This window comes from Flavobacterium sp. (assembly GCF_044369455.1).
GTDB lineage: Bacteria > Bacteroidota > Bacteroidia > Flavobacteriales > Flavobacteriaceae > Flavobacterium.
Genome location: NZ_JBIPLW010000015.1, coordinates 26332 through 43908 on the forward strand (window position 1 = coordinate 26332; position 17577 = coordinate 43908).

14 protein-coding genes are annotated in these 17577 nt (G+C 33.9%); 10 read left to right on the plus strand and 4 right to left on the minus strand.

Going from position 1 to position 17577, the window contains the following annotated elements:
* Nucleotides 1–62: 62 nt before the first annotated feature.
* Together ACIQ2L_RS12190 and ACIQ2L_RS12195 are read right to left on the minus strand one after the other, a co-directional pair.
* Nucleotides 63–272 (minus strand): hypothetical protein, encoded by a 210-nt coding sequence (locus tag ACIQ2L_RS12190; protein ID WP_396159177.1) that lies wholly within the window; start codon nucleotides 270–272, stop codon nucleotides 63–65.
* A 78-nt stretch (nucleotides 273–350) separates the two neighbouring features.
* Nucleotides 351–1937: a peptide chain release factor 3 gene (locus ACIQ2L_RS12195; RefSeq protein WP_396159179.1), complete on the minus strand. Its 1587-nt coding sequence runs from the start codon at nucleotides 1935–1937 to the stop codon at nucleotides 351–353.
* Between the two features lie 241 nt (nucleotides 1938–2178).
* On the opposite strand from ACIQ2L_RS12195, the gene ACIQ2L_RS12200 reads away from it, so the two are divergent.
* From ACIQ2L_RS12200 to ACIQ2L_RS12225, 6 genes are all read left to right on the plus strand, one after another.
* Entirely contained in the window at nucleotides 2179–4140 is a 1962-nt protein-coding gene (locus ACIQ2L_RS12200) for a peptidylprolyl isomerase (RefSeq protein WP_396159181.1), read from the plus strand.
* Nucleotides 4141–4145: 5 nt separating this feature from the next.
* The gene (locus ACIQ2L_RS12205) at nucleotides 4146–4994 is read left to right on the plus strand and encodes a hypothetical protein (protein ID WP_396159183.1); all 849 of its coding nucleotides are present in this window, start codon (nucleotides 4146–4148) and stop codon (nucleotides 4992–4994) included.
* Nucleotides 4957–6387 carry a peptidylprolyl isomerase gene (locus ACIQ2L_RS12210; protein ID WP_396159230.1) on the plus strand — a complete coding sequence of 477 codons (1431 nt, stop codon included), beginning with the start codon at nucleotides 4957–4959 and terminating at the stop codon, nucleotides 6385–6387. Before ACIQ2L_RS12205 ends, ACIQ2L_RS12210 begins: the two co-directional genes overlap by 38 nt.
* A gap of 18 nt (nucleotides 6388–6405) precedes the next feature.
* On the plus strand, nucleotides 6406–7359 hold the full coding sequence (locus ACIQ2L_RS12215) for an AAA family ATPase (RefSeq protein ID WP_396159185.1): 954 nt from the start codon (nucleotides 6406–6408) through the stop codon (nucleotides 7357–7359).
* Between the two features lie 31 nt (nucleotides 7360–7390).
* On the plus strand, nucleotides 7391–8518 hold the full coding sequence (locus ACIQ2L_RS12220; protein WP_396159187.1) for an acyltransferase family protein: 1128 nt from the start codon (nucleotides 7391–7393) through the stop codon (nucleotides 8516–8518).
* A gap of 200 nt (nucleotides 8519–8718) precedes the next feature.
* Complete coding sequence (locus tag ACIQ2L_RS12225) at nucleotides 8719–10983, plus strand: aconitate hydratase (RefSeq protein WP_396159189.1); 2265 nt, start codon at nucleotides 8719–8721, stop codon at nucleotides 10981–10983.
* A gap of 66 nt (nucleotides 10984–11049) precedes the next feature.
* On the opposite strand, the gene ACIQ2L_RS12230 is transcribed toward ACIQ2L_RS12225, so the two are convergent.
* Together ACIQ2L_RS12230 and ACIQ2L_RS12235 are read right to left on the minus strand one after the other, a co-directional pair.
* A complete protein-coding gene (locus tag ACIQ2L_RS12230) occupies nucleotides 11050–12498 on the minus strand; it encodes a glyceraldehyde-3-phosphate dehydrogenase (RefSeq protein WP_396159191.1) in 1449 nt (482 codons plus the stop codon).
* A 184-nt stretch (nucleotides 12499–12682) separates the two neighbouring features.
* On the minus strand, nucleotides 12683–14071 hold the full coding sequence (locus tag ACIQ2L_RS12235; protein WP_396159193.1) for a trypsin-like peptidase domain-containing protein: 1389 nt from the start codon (nucleotides 14069–14071) through the stop codon (nucleotides 12683–12685).
* A gap of 134 nt (nucleotides 14072–14205) precedes the next feature.
* On the opposite strand from ACIQ2L_RS12235, the gene dapF reads away from it, so the two are divergent.
* The 4 genes from dapF to ACIQ2L_RS12255 are packed head-to-tail and all read left to right on the plus strand — an operon-like array spanning nucleotide 14206 to nucleotide 17503.
* Nucleotides 14206–15009 carry a diaminopimelate epimerase gene (gene dapF / locus ACIQ2L_RS12240; protein ID WP_396159194.1) on the plus strand — a complete coding sequence of 268 codons (804 nt, stop codon included), beginning with the start codon at nucleotides 14206–14208 and terminating at the stop codon, nucleotides 15007–15009.
* Nucleotides 15003–15530, plus strand: a complete 528-nt coding sequence (locus ACIQ2L_RS12245; protein WP_396159196.1) for a GNAT family N-acetyltransferase — start codon at nucleotides 15003–15005, stop codon at nucleotides 15528–15530. Before dapF ends, ACIQ2L_RS12245 begins: the two co-directional genes overlap by 7 nt.
* An 18-nt stretch (nucleotides 15531–15548) precedes the next feature.
* A complete protein-coding gene (mltG, locus tag ACIQ2L_RS12250) occupies nucleotides 15549–16583 on the plus strand; it encodes an endolytic transglycosylase MltG (protein ID WP_396159198.1) in 1035 nt (344 codons plus the stop codon).
* A 2-nt stretch (nucleotides 16584–16585) separates the two neighbouring features.
* Complete coding sequence (locus ACIQ2L_RS12255; protein WP_396159201.1) at nucleotides 16586–17503, plus strand: DUF2279 domain-containing protein; 918 nt, start codon at nucleotides 16586–16588, stop codon at nucleotides 17501–17503.
* Nucleotides 17504–17577 lie beyond the last annotated feature (74 nt).

The window sequence follows — 17577 nt, forward strand, 5'->3', positions numbered from 1 at the left end:
TACCAATAAAAAATCCCTGTTAGCGATAATAGGGATTTTTTTATGATAAAAAATAAATTTTTTTAAGCTTGTTTTTTAGATTTATTAACAGTGTAAAGAACAAAAAGAATTCCCATAATAGCTAAAAGAATTAATTTACTATTGATTGGTGCCGGTGCTGGATCACCATCTTCAAGACCTCCGCCACCGTCATCATCACCAGGTTGCGCAAAAGTCACAAAATCAGACAGTAAGATCAAAGACAATAAATAAAATTTGTAAAACTTTCTCATAAATACTCTATTTCAGCGCGTAAATATAGAGTAATCCTTTTTAATAACAAAAAAAAAAATGTTTTTTATAGGAATTTATTAGAACTCCGAAGTGAAAAATAACTGTACAGTCGGAAATTTACTTTGTGTCATTTGTATGGTGAATTCAGAATCGGCAAGAAATACCAACTGTCCATACTTATCATGAGCCAAAAACTTTTGTTTAATTCTTTTAAATTCTTTGAATTCTTCATTTTTTGGGTCGCTAGCTTTTACCCAAAACGCTTTATGAACCGGAAAATTTTCATAACTGCATTTAGCACCATATTCATGCTCTAAACGGTATTGTATCACTTCATATTGAAGCGCACCTACGGTACCAATTACTTTTCGGTTGTTCATCTCCAAAGTGAAGAGTTGCGCCACACCTTCATCCATCAATTGGTCAATACCTTTATCTAGTTGTTTTGCTTTTAGCGGATCCGCATTATTGATGTATCGGAAATGTTCGGGAGAAAAACTTGGAATGCCTTTAAAGCTCATTACTTCACCTTCGGTAAGTGTATCGCCAATTTTAAAATTCCCCGTATCGTGCAATCCTACAATATCGCCTGGATAAGAAATATCTACAATCTCTTTTTTCTCAGCAAAAAAGGCATTTGGACTTGAAAATTTTAGATTTTTGTTCAGTCGAACATGCATGTAAGGTTTGTTTCTTTCAAAAGTACCCGATACAATTTTTACAAAAGCCAGTCTATCTCTGTGTTTTGGATCCATATTAGCATGAATTTTAAATACAAATCCAGCCATTTTTTCTTCTTCGGGTTTTACTAATCTCGTTTCCGATTCTTTAGGTTTTGGCGATGGTGCTATTTCAATAAAGCAATCCAACAATTCTCTCACACCAAAATTATTTAATGCTGAACCAAAAAAAACGGGTTGTAAATTACCATTAAGATACTGTTCCCGATTAAATGCTGGATAAACTTCTGAAATTAATTCTAATTCCTCTCGTAGTTTGGTAGCTGGTTTTTCGCCAATAATTTTCTCTAATTCGGAACTGTTAATATCAGAGAATGCAACGGTATCTTCAATATTTTTTCGGCTATCACCGCTAAAAAGATTAATATTATGTTCCCAAATATTATAAATCCCTTGAAAATCATACCCCATTCCAATAGGGAAACTCAATGGGGTAACACTCAATCCTAATTTTTGTTCCACTTCGTCCATCAAATCAAAGGCATCTTTACCTTCTCGGTCTAACTTGTTAATGAAGACAATCATCGGAATGTTGCGCAATCTGCAGACAGCCACTAATTTTTCGGTTTGTTCCTCCACACCTTTAGCAACGTCTATAACTACAATGACACTATCAACAGCAGTTAACGTTCTAAACGTATCTTCAGCAAAATCCTTATGTCCTGGTGTATCTAGAATATTTATTTTTTTCCCTTGATAATTAAAAGCCAAAACCGAGGTCGAAACCGAAATTCCTCTTTGACGCTCAATTTCCATAAAGTCAGAAGTAGCCCCTTTTTTTATCTTGTTGTTTTTAACCGCACCCGCTTCTTGAATTGCACCTCCAAACAAAAGTAATTTCTCTGTTAGTGTAGTTTTTCCAGCATCGGGATGTGAAATAATTCCAAAGGTTCTGCGGCGTTGTATTTCTTTTAAAAAACTCATGATTTTTGATAAATAGGTTGCAAAAATACTATTATTTACTGATTATCGCTACATGGTTTTTATTTCAAATTTGGAGGCTGTTTTTTCTGTATTTTGTTGTGTTAATAAAATTTTGTTAATAGTAGCGACTATAGTTGGATAATGTGATTGAATTGTTATTTTTGTTGATTGTTATATGCTATTCATACGTAGTTTCAGCATGACTCAAAACATAAAATATATTTGTAAAATTTTTATCAGCATGAACTTAAAACAGTTTTTTATCGGGTTATTTTTTTTAGCATCATTTATCGGTAATGCACAAAATAAATCAAAGGAAGTTCTTTTCACAATCAATGACAAACCTTATTATACCGATGAATTTGAAAGGATTTACAAAAAGAATCTTGATTTAGTTAAAGACGATACCCAGAAAGATTTGGATCAATACTTAGAGTTGTTTATTGGGTATAAACTAAAAGTAAATAAGGCATACAAACTCGGTTTGCAGAATAACGCACCCTATCAAAATGAGTTAAAATCCTACAGAGCTCAATTAGCTAAAAACTACTTTAATGACACAAAAATAACACAAGAACTCGTTGAAGAAGGATATAACAGACTTCAAAAAGAGATTAGAGCCTCACACATACTTATACTGGTAGATGAAAACGCTACTGCAGAAGATACCTTAAAAGCCTTCAAAAAAACAGAAGATATCAGGAAAAGAGCACTTGCTGGAGAAGATTTTGAAAACTTAGCATCTCAATTATCAGAAGATCCGTCAGCCAAGGATAATAAAGGCGATTTAGGCTATTTTACAGCTTTCAGAATGGTGTATCCGTTTGAAAATGCCGCTTACAATACACCAAGAGGTGAAATTTCTAAAATAATCCGAACCCGTTTTGGATATCATATTTTGAAAATTAATGATGTTAGAGATAACCGAGGAGAAATTACGGTGGCACACATTATGATTTTGAATCCGAAACCAGAAGAAGCAGAGAAAGATTCTAAAATTACAATTAACGATATTTATAAAAAAATTCAGCAAGGAGAAAAATTTGAAGAATTAGCCAAACAGTTCTCAGAAGATAAATCGTCATCCTCAAAAGGTGGTGTTTTGAATAGATTTGGCTCAGGTCAATTAAGTTCGGAAGAATTTGAAAGCATGGCTTTTTCGCTTAAAAATGTAAATGAGATTTCAGCGCCTTTTCAATCACAATTTGGATGGCATATTATTAAATTAATAGAAAAACATCCAATAAAAACATTGGATGAGATGAAATCCGAGCTTGAAACCAAAATAGGTAAGGATGATAGATCAAAAAAAATCACGGCTTCTTTAAATGAGAAATTAAGAAAAAAATACACCTACAAAAGAGATAACAAACAGTTTGCTGCACTTTCTAAATTAGTAACCAATGATTTCTATGAATCAAAATGGACACAACCAGAAAACACTAAAGACTATACGGCAACACTACTTACTATTAATTCAAAAAAAATAGAAGGTAAAACTTTTTTAGATTTTATTGATAAACAACAAAAAGCGGGTTTAAAAACCAAGCCATTATCGAAATTGACCGATGATTTGTATACTACATTTTTAGACGAGCAATTAAAAACGTATTATGATGAAAATTTAGAAAATGATTTTTCAGACTTTGCTCATGTTATGGAAGAATATCGTGACGGATTGTTGCTTTTCGACCTTATGGAAAAAGAAATTTGGGATCGTGCTAAAACAGATACAATTGGATTGAAAAATTTCTATGACCAGCATAAAATGGAGCATATGTGGAAGAGAAGAGTTGAGGTAACTGTTGCTTCTTCTACCAAAGAGGATATAATTAAAAAAGCACAAGCATTATTGAAAAAAAATACGGAGCCACAAGCGATTAAAGACAAACTAAATGTTAATAACATAGTGAATGTGATGACCAATAGCGGCACTTTTGAAGAAGGAAGTGATGCTTTGCCTAAAACAATCAAATACAAGCTTGGTGTTTCAGAGGTATTTAAAGAAGGAGAGTATTATTTTGTTACCAATATCAAAAAAATTATTCCGGAGGGTGAAAAAACACTTGAAGAATGTAAAGGAAAAATAGTAAATGAATACCAACAAAATTTAGAACAACATTGGGTTGATGATTTAAAAAAAGAGTTTACTGTTAACATCAATACAGCTGTTTTTGAGGGTGTAAAAAATCAGTTGAAATAGTCATAATGATTAGAAATAGTCTTTTCCTCTTTATTTTAACGGTTTGTTCTTGTAATTATTTCAAACCACAACAAAATACACAATCTATTGCCAGAGTAGGGAAAAATTATTTATATAAAAGTGACATTACTACTTTGGTTCCAAAAGGAACATCAAAAGAAGACAGTATATTATTAGTTAGAGATTTTATTGATAGATGGGCAAGTCAAAAATTATTGATTGAGGCCGCTGAGCGAAATCTGAGTGAAACGAAAAAAAAAGAATACAACGCCATAATCAAACAGTTTAAAATAGATTTATACACCAGAGCTTACATAGAAGAAGTTGTAAAAAGCACTGTAGATACGCTTGTAAGTCAGGAAGAATTAAAAAAATATTACAAGGAGAATAAAGAGAATTTCAAAACTAACGGAACTTTAGTTCGATTGCGATATATTAATATGTCAAAAAGCAATCCGCGTTTTGAAACCATACGAAGTAAGTTCTTTGATTATAATAAAAAAGATAAAAAGTTTTGGAGCACATATGCTTTGCAATTTAACAGTTTTGCGTTTAATGATAGTGCATGGGTCGATATGATTCAGGTATACGAAAAGCTACCCGTCATAAATCCGGATAACCGAGAGGATTATATTCAATCGGGAAAAAGAGCACAAATTCAGGATAAGGATAACGTTTATTTAATTAAGATAACGAATGTAATTGATAAGAATCAGGTTTCTCCGTTTGACTATATAAAGCCTACTTTGAAAGAGGTTATATTAAACAAGAGAAAATTAGAATTGATTAAAAAATTTGAAAAAGATATCACGGATGATGCCATTAAAAACAATGATTATGAAATATATAAATAGTAAACTTACACTAATAGCAATTTTTTGTGTTGTAAGTTTTACCAATGCTCAAGAAATTATTAAAGACTCGGTGAAAACGAAACCAGTTTCAAATACTTCTAAAAAGCAAAAAGTGGATGGTGTAATTGCAACTGTAGGCGATTATATCATCTTAGATTCTGATATTGATAAAACATTTTTAGAATTGTCAAGTCAAAATCAATCCATAAAAGATATTACCCGCTGTCAAATGTTGGGTAAATTGTTAGAAGACAAACTGTATGCGCACCAGGCGGTTCAAGACAGTATCATTGTAAAAGATGAAGAAGTTAAAGAAAAAATGACCGACCAATTGGCTTATATGGTAGAACAATTAGGGTCTATGGAAAAAGTAGTGCAATATTTCAAAAAGAGCAGCGAAGAGGAATTTAAAACGGAGTTGTTCGAAATAATTAAGATGAATAAATTGGGCGCAGAAATGCAAAAGAAAATAATTGATGCGGTTGAAATTACACCTGAAGAAACCCGTACCTTTTTTAAAGCCATTCCAGAATCAGAATTACCCGTTTTTGGAGCTGAAATGGAAGTAGCACAAATTGTTATAGCGCCAAAAATTACGGAAGAAGAAAAGCAAAGGGTCATTAATAGATTAAAGGAAATAAAAGCTGAAGTATTAGCTGGATCTAGTTTTAAAACTAGAGCCGTAATTTATTCAGATGATAGAGGCTCTGCGTCAACCGGCGGTTTTTATAAAATAAATAGAAAAACACAGTTTGTAAAAGAATTTAAAGATGTAGCTTTTTCTCTCGGGGAAGGTGAAATCTCTGATCCCTTCGAAACCGAATACGGCTACCATATTATCATGGTTGAAAAAATTAAAGGTCAGGAAGTTGAATTGCGTCATATTTTAATGATGCCCAAAGTTTCAGATCAAGCCCTGAAAGATGCTAAAGAAAAGATAACATTGATTAAAAGAAGAATTGAAAACAAAGAAATCACTTTTGCAGAAGCAGCAAGAACCTTGTCTGATGAAAAAGAAACACGAACCAATGGCGGAACTTTAATCAATCCAAAAACTCAGGATACTCATTTTGATTTGACTAAAATGGATCCAAGTTTATATAGCGAAGTTTCCAATTTGAAAGACAATGCCATAACACAACCCATATTAGACGATGATCCAAGAAGTGGGAAAAAGTATAAGATCATTACAGTGACCAACAGAATCAATGAGCATACTGCCGATTATGCCAAAGATTACATCAAAATAAAAGATCTGGCATTAAAAGAAAAGCAAATCAAAGCCATTGCCAAATGGTCTTCTGAAAAAATTAATGAAACCTATATTAAAATTAACGGAGAATACAAAGATTGTGTGTTTTCTAATGATTGGTTAAAAAAAACAAATAAGTAATTTAAAAGTATATATCCCATGTCAGATGTTTCAGCCATTACAGAATTAGTTAAAAAACGAAAAGAGCTCAAAGCCGAAATTGCTAAAATTATTGTAGGTCAGGATGATGTTGTTGATCAAATTTTACTGAGTATATTTTCAGGCGGACACGCACTATTGGTTGGTGTACCTGGTTTGGCGAAAACATTAATGGTAAATACCATTTCACAAGCGTTAGGATTAGATTTTAAACGAATTCAGTTCACTCCTGATTTGATGCCTTCGGATATTCTTGGAAGTGAAATTTTAGACGAAAGCCGTCAATTCAAGTTTATTAAAGGACCTATTTTTGCCAATATCATTTTGGCCGACGAAATTAACAGAACACCACCAAAAACACAAGCCGCATTACTCGAAGCGATGCAGGAACGTTCGGTGACGATTGCAGGTCAAAATTATAAATTAGACTTACCGTATTTTGTTTTAGCAACACAAAACCCAATTGAGCAAGAAGGAACTTATCCCTTGCCCGAGGCACAATTAGACCGATTTATGTTTGCCATCAAATTGGATTATCCGTCTTTTGCAGAAGAAGTCGATGTCGTAAAAAGTACAACCTCAGATAATAAACCTAGTATTAATCCACTCTTTACTGCACAAGAAATCATCGATTTTCAACACCTCGTGCGCCGAATTCCAGTTACCGATAATGTGATTGAATATGCGGTTACCTTGGTGAGTAAAACACGTCCAAACAATCCGTTGTCAAACGATTATATCAAGAATTATCTGGATTGGGGTGCTGGGCCAAGAGCGTCACAAAACTTAATTTTAGCAGCCAAAACCAATGCCGCTTTCAATGGGAAATTTTCTCCGGATATTGAAGATGTAAAAGCCGTAGCAACTGGAATTCTTCGTCATAGAATTATCAAAAACTACAAAGCCGACGCCGAAGGTATTACGGAAGAAATGATTATAGATAAGTTGTTATAATTTACTTTAACTATTTTATTACATTTAGTTAATGGATAAAACAGTAGAAGATTCTCAACAAGCTACTAGAATTTTTGGTCTAGATCTAATGCGAGCCGCCGCTATCGCTATGGTGTTATGTTCACATATTTTATGGATTTACAATCCCAATGACGGTTTCATTCGTCAGCTTTTTGCGCTATTTGGGTTTTTAGGAGTGGAATTTTTCTTTGTTTTAAGCGGTTTTCTGATTGGTAAAATACTCTATAAAATATTCATCAAAGAAGATTTTACCATAAAAAGTGCCCTAGGATTTCTCAAAAGAAGATGGTTTAGAACCTTACCTAATTATTATTTGGTACTCTTTATTAATATTATTATCACTACGAGTCTTGGTTATGCTACACCTAAATTAGGATTGTATTTTATTTTTCTTCAGAATGGTTTTTCTAAAATGCCTACTTTTTTTCCCGAATCGTGGAGTTTGTCAGTAGAAGAATGGGCATACATTATTTTGCCAATTTCTCTTTTGCTTTTATCATTGTTATTTAAACCAAAAAATAAAAACAGATTTTTTCTGATTATCAACTTGTTGTTGATATCATTATTTATTTTATTTAAATATGTATACCAAAGCAAAACGCAAACGACAACACTTGATGAATGGAATTCATCGGTAAAAGCGGTAATGATCTACCGTTTAGATGCCATTTTTATGGGTGTTTTATGTGCATGGATTAGTATTAATTATCAAAAATACTGGCATAAATTTAAATTCCATTCCGCTTTCATTGGAGTTTTAATTATGCTTTTCATGTACTTTGGAATGGGCTTATTAAGAATTCTACCCGAAACGTATCCTTTTGTTTGGAATGTAATTTATCTTCCTTTGACATCATTATCAATAGCGTTTTTTATGCCTTTCTTTTCTCAGTTAGAAACTTCTATCTGTTTACTAAAAAAACCAATCGAATTCATTAGCAAGATTTCATATTCTATTTACCTATTTCATTATAGTGTGATTTTACAATTAATCATGTTATTTGTAGATAGACCTACTACTTCTTTGATTCAATTTCATATGATTACAGCGTTTTATCTTTCCGTTTTAATTCTTGTAAGTTATGTTTGTTACCGTTTTTATGAAAAACCATTAATGGATTTAAGAAATAAAAATTAAGAATAGACAATTTTCAACCCATTAAATGATAGATTGATAAAAAAAGAATAGTAAAAATTACTTTTTCATAAAATAACATGCTTAACCAACATATTACAGCAATTTTTTTTAAAGAAGTACAACGTTTTCGTAAATTTGCAAAGCACTCGAGGCCATGTGGTCAAACAGAACGCAGTTAAACAAATAAACCTATTTATATTATGGCTTTTGATATTGAAATGATTAAAAAAGTATACGGCACAATGGCTTCTCGAGTAGATAAAGCTCGTGAGTTGGTTGGACGTCCTTTAACACTTTCTGAAAAGATTTTATATTCCCATTTATGGGAAGGAACTCCTTCTCAATCGTTCACTCGCGGAAAAGATTATGTAGACTTTGCTCCCGATAGAGTAGCGTGTCAAGATGCGACTGCTCAAATGGCATTGTTGCAATTTATGCACGCCGGAAAAAAGACGGTTGCCGTTCCCACTACAGTGCATTGCGATCACTTGATTTTAGCAAAAAACGGTGCTAAACAAGATTTAGAATTAGCCAACAGTCAGTCCAAAGAAGTTTTTGATTTCCTTTCTTCGGTGTCCAATAAATACGGTATCGGATTTTGGAAACCAGGTTCAGGTATTATTCATCAAATTGTTTTAGAAAATTATGCTTTTCCAGGCGGAATGATGATTGGAACCGACTCACATACGGTGAATGCTGGTGGATTGGGTATGTTAGCCATCGGTGTTGGAGGTGCAGATGCGGTTGACGTAATGAGCGGAATGTCGTGGGAATTGAAATTTCCAAAATTAATTGGCGTAAAGTTGACCGGAAAATTAAGCGGTTGGACTGCACCAAAAGATGTTATTTTAAAAGTAGCAGATATTCTTACTGTAAAAGGTGGAACTGGTGCCATTGTTGAATATTTTGGTGAAGGTGCTACTTCTATGTCTTGTACAGGAAAAGGAACTATTTGTAATATGGGAGCTGAAATTGGCGCAACTACGTCAACTTTTGGTTATGATGACTCTATGAGACGGTATTTAACAGCAACAGGTCGTCAAGATGTGGTGGATGCTGCTGATAAAGTGGCTGATTATTTAACTGCCGATGCGGAAGTATATGCTAATCCTGAACTGTATTTTGATCAATTAATTGAAATTAATCTATCAGAATTAGAACCCCATATCAACGGTCCATTTACACCCGATAGAGGAACTCCAGTTTCTCAAATGAAAGAAGAAGCAGCTAAAAATGGATGGCCAATTAAGGTAGAATGGGGATTAATAGGTTCGTGTACCAATTCGTCTTACGAAGATATGGCTCGTGCAGCATCCATTGTGGAACAAGCAGTCGAGCACGGAATTACGCCAAAAGCTGAATTTGGTATCAATCCTGGTTCAGAGCAAATTAGATATACTATTGAAAGAGACGGTATTATTGCCACTTTTGAAAAAATGGGAACCAAAGTATTTACCAATGCTTGTGGCCCATGTATTGGTCAATGGGATAGAGCTGGAGCAGATAAACAAGAAAAAAATACCATCGTTCATTCCTTTAATAGAAACTTTTCAAAACGTGCTGATGGAAATCCAAACACCCATGCTTTTGTAACTTCACCCGAGATGGTGGCCGCTTTGGCCATTGCTGGAAGATTGGATTTCAATCCGTTAACCGATACTTTATTGAATGATAATGGCGAAGCTGTCAAATTGAATGCACCCTTTGGAGATGAGCTGCCTAAAAAAGGTTTTGATGTTGGTGATGCCGGATTTCAAGCTCCAGCAGAAGATGGAAGCAATGTTCAAGTAGCTGTTTCACCAACCTCTGATAGATTACAATTACTAGCTCCTTTTGATGCTTGGGATGGAAAAAATATTATTGGAGCTAAGTTGTTGATAAAAGCATTCGGTAAATGTACCACAGACCATATATCTATGGCGGGACCTTGGTTGCGTTTCCGCGGACATTTGGATAATATTTCCAATAATATGCTGATTGGAGCTGTGAATGCTTTTAATCAAGAAGCCAATAAAGTTAAAAACCAATTAACAGGATCTTATGATGCAGTTCCCGCTGTACAAAGAGCCTACAAAGCAGCTGGAGTTCCAACTATTGTTGTCGGAGATCAAAACTATGGAGAAGGTTCGTCAAGAGAACACGCAGCCATGGAGCCACGATTTTTAGGTGTAAAAGCGGTATTGGTAAAATCATTTGCTCGTATTCACGAAACCAATTTAAAGAAACAAGGAATGTTAGCGTTGACTTTTGCTAACGAAGCTGATTATGATAAAATTCAAGAAAATGATACCATCAATTTTTTAGACCTAACTGAATTTGCTCCTGGAAAGCCGTTGACTCTAGAATTTGTTCATGCTGATGGTTCAAAAGATATTATCTTAGCCAATCATACCTACAACGAAAGTCAAATAGGTTGGTTTCTGGCTGGTTCAGCATTGAATTTGATTGCGGCTGGAAAAGCATAATAGCAATATACTATTTATAAAAAAAGCTCAACTTTAAAAATTGAGCTTTTTTTATTTTCTTGTAAACTAATAATAAGTATAACGTCTCACTTTGGCAATGTATTTTGCCAAACGAATCACTTGGTGACTATAACCATATTCGTTATCATACCAAACATAGAGCACAATATTCTTTCCATCACCAGAAACGATTGTGGCATTGCTGTCATAAATTGATGGTGCAGATGTTCCCACAATATCAGAAGAAACTAACTCATTATTTAATGAATATTTAATTTGTTCTACCAATTCGCCTTCTAAAGCATAGCTCCTCATGATAGCATTGATTTTTTCTACGGAGGTTTTTTTGCTAATTTCTAAATTCAATACTACCAATGAACCATTTGGAACTGGCACACGAATCGCGTTAGAAGTTAATTTCCCCGTTAAATTAGGTAGCGCTTTAGCAACGGCACTACCAGCACCAGTTTCTGTAATTACCATATTCAAAGCGGCTGCACGTCCACGACGGTATTTTTTGTGCATGTTGTCTACTAAGTTTTGGTCATTGGTATAGGCGTGAATGGTTTCTAAATGTCCTTTCACCACTCCAACTGTATCTTCTACTGCTTTTAGTATTGGTGTGATTGCATTGGTAGTACACGATGCTGCAGAAAAAATTGCCACTTCATCAGGGTTGTATTCGTTATGATTTACACCATAAACAATATTAGGAACTCCTTTTCCTGGCGCTGTCAATAGTACTTTGTCAACACCTTTTGAAACTAAATGACGCTTCAATGCTTCTTCAGTAGTAAAAGCACCTGTATTGTCAATCAGTAAACAAGCTGCAATGCCATATTTTGTATAATCAATTTCTTCTGGAGCATTTGCTGTAATAATATGAACAGTAGTACCATTTATTATCAAAGCATTATTGGCTACATCGGCTTGAACGGAACCTTCAAAATCACCATGGATTGAATCATATCGTAGTAGAGAAGCCCTTTTTTCTAAAGAAACAGCATCATTTTTATCACGAGTTACAATTGCCCGAAGTCGTAATTGCTGTCCTTTGCCAATTTTGCTCATCATTTCTCTTGCAAGCAATCGACCAATTCGCCCAAAACCATACAGCACAACATCTTTTGGTTTTATGTCCTTCGAATTTTTAGCATTTTTAAGTTTATCAATGACAAAAGCTCTGGAGTCATGGTATTTATTATCTTCTAAATGGTATTCATAAGTCAATTTTCCTATGTCAATTCGGGATGGTGGTAAATCAAGATTTTCAATAGCTCTCGCAATTTCAACAGTATCAAAAACATTAATTGGTTTTTGAACAAACTCGCCAGCATATTCATGAAGATTCATGATGTCACTCACATTTCTATCGATTAATTGATTTCTAAAAAGCATTAATTCGATGGATTTGTCATACCATAAATCGCTGATAATTTTAATGAATTCCACGGCAGCTTTACGTCTGTCGGCTTGGAATGATAATTCCTTTTCGTATAAAGTAGTACTGTTCATAAAAAGAGAATAAGTTTTAGTTTTGTTTTTATTCTGTTCCGAAGTTTTGGGATATTGCAGAATTGTATTATTTGGCGCAAAAGTATAAAATTGAAGTGTTTCACGAAAACGATTTCGTAACTTTTTTTCATAAAAAAAACCAATCCATTTTTTGGATTGGCTTTAAAGAAAAAAGTAAGATGAATTATAAGATAACTTGAATGACCTGACTGTTTCTATTAATCATTTGAATGCTAACATTTTCGTTTTCGTCATTCTTGTTTAAATAACTTGAAATACTTTCCAAATCGGTAGCTTTTACACCATTAACAGACAAGATAATTCCGCCTTTAAGTTGTTCAGAATAGGGTTTTAAATTTTCATTATTAATTTCTTTAATGCGAACACCATAATCTATTTTATATCTCTTTTTGTCAGATGAATCAATATTTTCTAATTCCAATCCTTTATACTCTGTGGTGAAAACATCATTTTTAATCAAAGTAACAGGAACAGTTTTTACCTCACCATCTCTTACAAATGTTACTTGTACTAAGTCACTTGGTCTTTTGGTATTAATATAACCTGAAAGTTCAGAAAAAGAAGTTATTTTTTGACTGTCCAATTTTTTAATCACGTCACCTTTTTGCAATCCCGCTTTTTCGGCACCAGAGTTTTTGGTTACTTTATTAATGTAAAATCCTTCGGCGTCTTCTAATCCTAGTTCTTTAGAAATTTTACCATTGAGCTCAGAACCTTCTATTCCTAAAATTCCTCTTTGAACGCCTCCAAATTCCATAATGTCTTCAATGATTTTTCTTGTAATGTTAGACGGAACCGCAAATGAATATCCAGTGTAACTTCCGGTTGGTGATGAAATCATCGTGTTAATACCAATTAATTCTCCTCTGGTATTTACTAATGCGCCTCCACTGTTTCCTGGGTTCACAGCGGCATCTGTTTGTATAAAAGATTGAATTCCTTTTGTGTCAACGCTTCTGGCTTTTGCCGAAACAATTCCTGCCGTTACTGTTGATGTTAAATTATAGGGATTTCCAACCGCCAAAACCCATTCGCCTACTTTCACTTGATCAGAATCGGCAAAAGTGGAATAAGGTAATTTTTCATCGGCACTTATTTTTAGCAAAGCAATATCCATTTTAGAATCCGTACCAATGAGTTTTGCTTTATACGATTTGTTATTATTTAAAGTAACTTCAAGCTCTGTAGCATCTTTTATCACATGATTATTGGTTACAATATAACCGTCTTCCGAAATAATTACACCCGAACCAGTGCCAACTTGTTCTTGTTGTTGTCCGCCACTAGAACCATAAAACCATTGCATCATTGGATTATACACAGTTCTAATAGAAACATTTTTTACGTGTACCACAGAGTGAACCGCATTTTCGGCAGCAACAGTAAAATCAACTGCTTCACCATTTAAACCTACCGTTCTGTTGTAATTTGTTGGCGCCATAGATACAATCGAATTGCGACTGTCCTTTCCTTCAATAAATAATTTGTAAGCGCCAAGTGTGGTTGCTCCACTCAATAAAGAAACCAAAAATAAACTTGATAATCGTTTCATAGTCATATACATTTTAAATTATTTGAATGTAAAATTAAAAACATTCTTTTTTTTTACAAATATCCTTTAACGCTCGTTTAACAATTTTTAAGATAATCTTAATATTTGCTATATTTGTTGAAGTTATATGCGCTATGAAAATTTCTTTTTTTAAATTCCAAGGTACCGGAAATGATTTTGTGATGATTGATAATCGCCAAAATAATTTTCCAAAAGAGAACACAAGTCTTATTGAAAAATTGTGCGATCGCCGTTTTGGAATTGGTGCAGACGGCTTGATTTTACTCGAGAATGATGAAACTGATTCAAATCTCGCAAAACCGACCGATTTCAGTATGATTTATTACAACTCCGATGGCAATCAGAGTTCTATGTGTGGCAATGGCGGAAGATGTATAGTAGCTTTTGCTAAAATGTTATCAATAATTGACAACGAAACCACTTTTTTAGCAACTGACGGTTTGCATCATGCTTCAATGTTGGAGAATGGTATCGTTTCCTTGCAAATGAAAAATGTAGCAGAAATAAAAATTGAAAACGACTATGTTTTTTTGAATACCGGTTCACCGCACCATGTAATGTTGGTGAATGATTTAGAAAATTATGATGTTAAAAAGAATGGTGCTTCAATTCGTTATTCTGAATTGTATGGAAAGGAAGGTAGTAATGTGAATTTTGTTAAACAATTATCAGAAAATCATTTTGCTTTACGAACCTACGAACGTGGTGTTGAAGACGAAACGTTATCTTGTGGAACTGGTGCAACTGCTGTCGCTATTGCTATGCATGCTATCGGAAAAACCAACGCTCATCATATCTATTTAGATGTTGAAGGGGGAAAATTGGAGGTTTCTTTTGTTAAAGATGGGAATAATTACACTAACGTTTTTTTAAAAGGTCCGGCAACATTTGTTTTTGAAGGGGAAATAGCATGGTGACACTTCAAGGAAATACTATTTTTCTACGTGCTCTCGAACCCGAAGATTTAGCGTTTATCTATCATATAGAAAACGATGAAACTATTTGGGAAGTGAGCAACACACAAACGCCGTATAGCAAATTTTTAATTACTCAATATCTTGAAAATGCGCATCAAGATATATACGAAGCCAAACAGTTGCGCTTGGCTATTTGTAAAATTGAAAATCTTGAAGCTATTGGATTGATTGATTTATTTGATTTTGACCCAAAAAACAAACGCGCTGGTGTTGGTATTATTATTCAAAATGATGTTGATCGAAACAATGGTTTTGGAAAAGAAGCTTTGGGTTTGATGATTAATTATGCATTCCACCAATTGCAATTACATCAATTGTATGCAAATATTGGCACAGAAAACCTACCGAGTTTGTCCCTTTTTACGACATTTGAATTTGAAAAGATAGGAGTTAAGAAAGATTGGAATTTTACCAACAATTCTTTTCATGATGAAGTATTATTGCAATTAATTAAAAAATAAACTAAAATATTTTCGATTTTGAATACAAAGAGAAATACTATTTTTAAAGTCCTAGCAATTGCTTTTTTGCTTATTGTCATAGTTGTTTTTGTCAAATTTTTTACTTCAAATACTAATTTTGATAAAGATGAAATTTATGTTCAAGTCCCAACCGGTTCTACTTATACAGATGTTGTGAAAATCATTTCTCCCTACATCAAGAACATGAATGATTTTGAGGTTATTGCCAAACTTCGGTCGTTTCCTAATAATGTTAAGTCAGGACGATTTTTGTTTAAAAAAGGCATGAGTGCTTTTCAATTGGTAGGCGCCATAAGGAGGAATATTCCAGTAAAATTGGCTTTCAATAATCAAGAACGGTTAGAAAATCTGTGCGAACGAGTTAGTTCACAAATTGAACCTGATACCACTACATTATTAGCGACTTTTCGGGATACTCTTTTTTTAAAGGAAAACGATTTTACTAAAGATAATGTTTTTGCCATGTTTCTGCCCAATACGTATGAAGTCTATTGGAATATTTCGGCAGAAAAATTCAGAAGTAAAATGTTGGACGAATACAAACGTTTTTGGACCAAAGAACGAATTGCTAAAGCGGATGCTTTGAATTTAACTCCTGTTCAAGTGATTACTTTGGCATCAATTGTTCACAAAGAAACCGTTAAAAAAAGCGAAAGGCCTACTGTGGCTGGGGTTTATCTAAACAGATTGAATATTGGAATGCCTTTACAAGCGGATCCAACTGTGATTTATGCGTTAAAACTAAGAGATAAAAATTTCGTCCAAATAATAAAGCGAGTTTTATATAACGATTTGTTTATCAATTCGCCTTTCAATACGTATCAAAACATTGGATTGCCACCGGGACCAATCGCCATGCCCGATGTGGATGCTATTGATGCCGTACTAAATGCTGAAAAACACGGCTACATCTATTTTTGTGCAAGTGTTGAAAAATTTGGATACCATGAGTTTGCTTCAACCATTACGCAACACAATGTCAATGCCAAAAAATATGCAGATTGGTTGAATGCTCAAGGAACTAAAAGATAATTTTGAAAGTATTCAAAAGCATAATCGTTTTCATTTTTTTTTGGTATAGTCAAAATGCTGTAGCTCAAAGTTCCATTGAAAACTTTTTAAAACCATCGGATACCTTAAATAAAAAGCGACTTAAAACCCTGGTTATTTCTGAGGCAGCAATAGGTACTGCCGCTTTAGTTGGATTAAATCAATCGTGGTATGCTGATTATCCTCGTTCCGATTTTCATTTTATTAATGACAATGCCGAATGGCTTCAAATGGATAAACTAGGACATGTTTTTTCATCATATCATCTAGGAAGTTATGGTGCAGATGCTCTGAAATGGTCTGGAGCCAGCAGAAAAAGCCAACTGATTTATGGTTCAACACTGGGTTTAGCATTTCTAACTGCCGTTGAGGTTTTTGATGGCTATTCTGCTAATTGGGGTGCATCAATGGGAGACGTTGCTGCCAATGTTGCTGGAACGGCTTTGTATGTTTCGCAAGAATTACTTTGGAAAGAACAGCGAATTGTGCCCAAATTTTCTTTTCATACGACACCTTATGCTTCTGCTCGTCCAGAAGTTTTGGGAAGTTCTATACCAGAGCAGATATTAAAAGATTATAATGGTCAAACCTATTGGTTATCAGCCAATATTCACTCTTTTGCCAAGTCTTCAGTTATCCCAAAATGGCTTAATGTAGCCATTGGATATGGTGCAGAAGGAATGATTACAGCTAATGATGAATTTATTAATACCATTTTCCTACCTGAAAGCAAAAGATACCGTCAATTTTACCTCAGTCTTGACCTTGATTTGACCAAAATCGAAACTAAATCTCACTTTGTTAAGACACTTTTAACAGTTTTTAATTCCATCAAGATTCCAGCTCCAACGTTTGAAATCAAGGGTTCAGGCGGAACTAAATTCCATCTACTTTATTTTTAACTGCTTGAGATTCAATTTTATAAAATAAGTTGTATATTTGCACACGGAAATATCAAGATGGTGACAGCGCTTGG

Coding starts and splice junctions, on each gene's coding strand:
- ACIQ2L_RS12205 (WP_396159183.1), top strand. CDS start 4,146: ATGATTAGAAATAGTCTTTTCCTCTTTATTTTAACGGTTTGTTCTTGT.
- ACIQ2L_RS12210 (WP_396159230.1), top strand. CDS start 4,957: ATGCCATTAAAAACAATGATTATGAAATATATAAATAGTAAACTTACA.
- ACIQ2L_RS12220 (WP_396159187.1), top strand. CDS start 7,391: ATGGATAAAACAGTAGAAGATTCTCAACAAGCTACTAGAATTTTTGGT.
- ACIQ2L_RS12245 (WP_396159196.1), top strand. CDS start 15,003: ATGGTGACACTTCAAGGAAATACTATTTTTCTACGTGCTCTCGAACCC.
- ACIQ2L_RS12195 (WP_396159179.1), bottom strand. CDS start 1,937: ATGAGTTTTTTAAAAGAAATACAACGCCGCAGAACCTTTGGAATTATT.
- ACIQ2L_RS12190 (WP_396159177.1), bottom strand. CDS start 272: ATGAGAAAGTTTTACAAATTTTATTTATTGTCTTTGATCTTACTGTCT.
- dapF (WP_396159194.1), top strand. CDS start 14,206: ATGAAAATTTCTTTTTTTAAATTCCAAGGTACCGGAAATGATTTTGTG.
- ACIQ2L_RS12200 (WP_396159181.1), top strand. CDS start 2,179: ATGAACTTAAAACAGTTTTTTATCGGGTTATTTTTTTTAGCATCATTT.
- ACIQ2L_RS12235 (WP_396159193.1), bottom strand. CDS start 14,071: ATGAAACGATTATCAAGTTTATTTTTGGTTTCTTTATTGAGTGGAGCA.
- ACIQ2L_RS12225 (WP_396159189.1), top strand. CDS start 8,719: ATGGCTTTTGATATTGAAATGATTAAAAAAGTATACGGCACAATGGCT.
- ACIQ2L_RS12230 (WP_396159191.1), bottom strand. CDS start 12,498: ATGAACAGTACTACTTTATACGAAAAGGAATTATCATTCCAAGCCGAC.
- ACIQ2L_RS12215 (WP_396159185.1), top strand. CDS start 6,406: ATGTCAGATGTTTCAGCCATTACAGAATTAGTTAAAAAACGAAAAGAG.